At 32.8% G+C, this 1,949-nt stretch carries 1 protein-coding gene; it reads right to left on the minus strand.

The genetic code is table 11. From position 1 onward, the window contains the following. Positions 1–40 precede the first annotated feature (40 nt). Positions 41–1,672 carry a triple tyrosine motif-containing protein gene (locus ACXVYO_RS00045; protein WP_458465715.1) on the minus strand — a complete coding sequence of 544 codons (1,632 nt, stop codon included), beginning with the start codon at positions 1,670–1,672 and terminating at the stop codon, positions 41–43. Positions 1,673–1,949: the final 277 nt, after the last annotated feature.

A 1,949-nucleotide genomic window follows, 5' to 3' on the forward strand; every position in this document is an offset into this window, starting at 1 on the left:
TTATAAACAATAAAGAACGACCCTTATGAGTCGTTCTTTATCACTTTATTATAATCCCCTGCGATATAAAAGATTCTTGCTTCTCCTTAGAATCTATATCTTTAGCATATACCGATACATTATAATTACCGTTTTTATTCGACGTATACTTAAATACATTTGTTTTACTATAATCTTGCGCAATTCGCCATTTACCATCTTCTTTTACCCAAAATTGATATACTGGCTGGCTACTTCCTACTGCTTTCGCTGTAAATGTTATTGTTTGACCTACTTTTGGTACTTCTATGTCTCTATTCAATTCTACAGCTGTTACTTTTTCTAAAAGTTTCACTTTAAAGCTATGTACTTGTATTGCTTCTTGCTTCTCCTTAGAATCTACATCTTTTGCATATACCGATACGTTATAATCACCATTTTTGTTCGGTGTATACTTAAATACATTTGTTTTACTATAATCTTGCGCAATTCGCCATTTACCATCTTCTTTTACCCAAAATTGATATTCCGGCTGGCTACTTCCTGCTGCTTTCGCTGTAAATGTTATTGTTTGACCTACTTTTGGTGTTTCTTCATCTCTATTCAATTCTACAGCTGTTACTTTTTCTAAAGGTTTCACTTTAAAGCTATGAACTTGCATTGCTTCTTGCTTCGCTATAGAACCTGCTGCTTTAGCATATACCGATACGTTGTAATCACCATTTTTGTTCGGTGTATACTTAAATACATTTGTTTTACTATAATCTTGTACCATTCGCCATTTGCCATCTTCTTTTACCCAAAATTGATATTCCGGCTGACTACTTCCTGCTGCTTTCGCTGTAAATGTTATTGTTTGATTTACTTTTGGTACTTCTATGTCTCTTTTTAATTCTACACTATTTACTTGTCCATCTACTTTAAAAGTACCAAGGTTGTATTGATCAAAATTCCCCACCGTTATATTACTTACATTTCCTGCACGGTCTCTTATAGTAATATCCTTATATCCCCATTCTCCACTCTCTGCCAATTCTGGTATGGTTACTGTGCCCGTCCACTTTCCGTTTTCATCTTTTCCTATTCCATATATATCTAAACCTTTATTTTTAGATGGGTTCCATAATGTAATATATATACTGTCAATACCCGAATCTTCATCTTCTGCATCTACATACATTTCAAACGATTCGCCCGGTCTTACTATATCCTTACTATATGTAATGCCCTTTAGTACCGGTAGCTTCGTATCCCATTTCGTTTGCCCTTCTACTTTAAAGGTACCAAGGTTGTATTGATCAAAATCCCACTGTATATACCTTTCATTTCCCGCAAAATCTCTTATAAGTATATTCCTGTATCCCCATTCTCCATTCTCTGCGTATTCTGGTATGGTTATTCTGCCCATCCATCTTCCGTTTTCATCTTTTCCTATTCCATATACATCTAAACTTTTATTTTTAGATGGATTCCATAATGTAATATACATACTGTCAATACCCGAATCCTCATCTTCTGCATCTATATACATTTCAAACGATTCGCCCGGTCTTACTACATTCTTACTATATGTAATGCCCTTTAGTACCGGTAGTTTTGTATCCCATTCTGCATTGGCACTTGAGATACTTATAAAAAAACACATGAAAAATAAATTTAATATAATAACTTTTGATAAAACATTTCTCTTCACTATTCGGCTCCTTTCAAAATAATTTTTTAACCATTCAATCACCTACATCATTATATTCCAACAATACAAATATTAAAATATAAATCTATAATTTCTTTTTCATTAGATAGAATCACTATAAACAAAGAAAACATGCCCATATTTTTATTTATAAACAATAAAGAACGACCCTTATGAGTCGTTCTTTATCACTTTATTATAATCCCCTGCGATATAAAAGATTCTTGCTTCTCCTTAGAATCTATATCTTTAGCATATACCGATACATTATAATTAC

It is taken from the genome of Bacillus sp. BC08 (genome assembly GCF_054326875.1).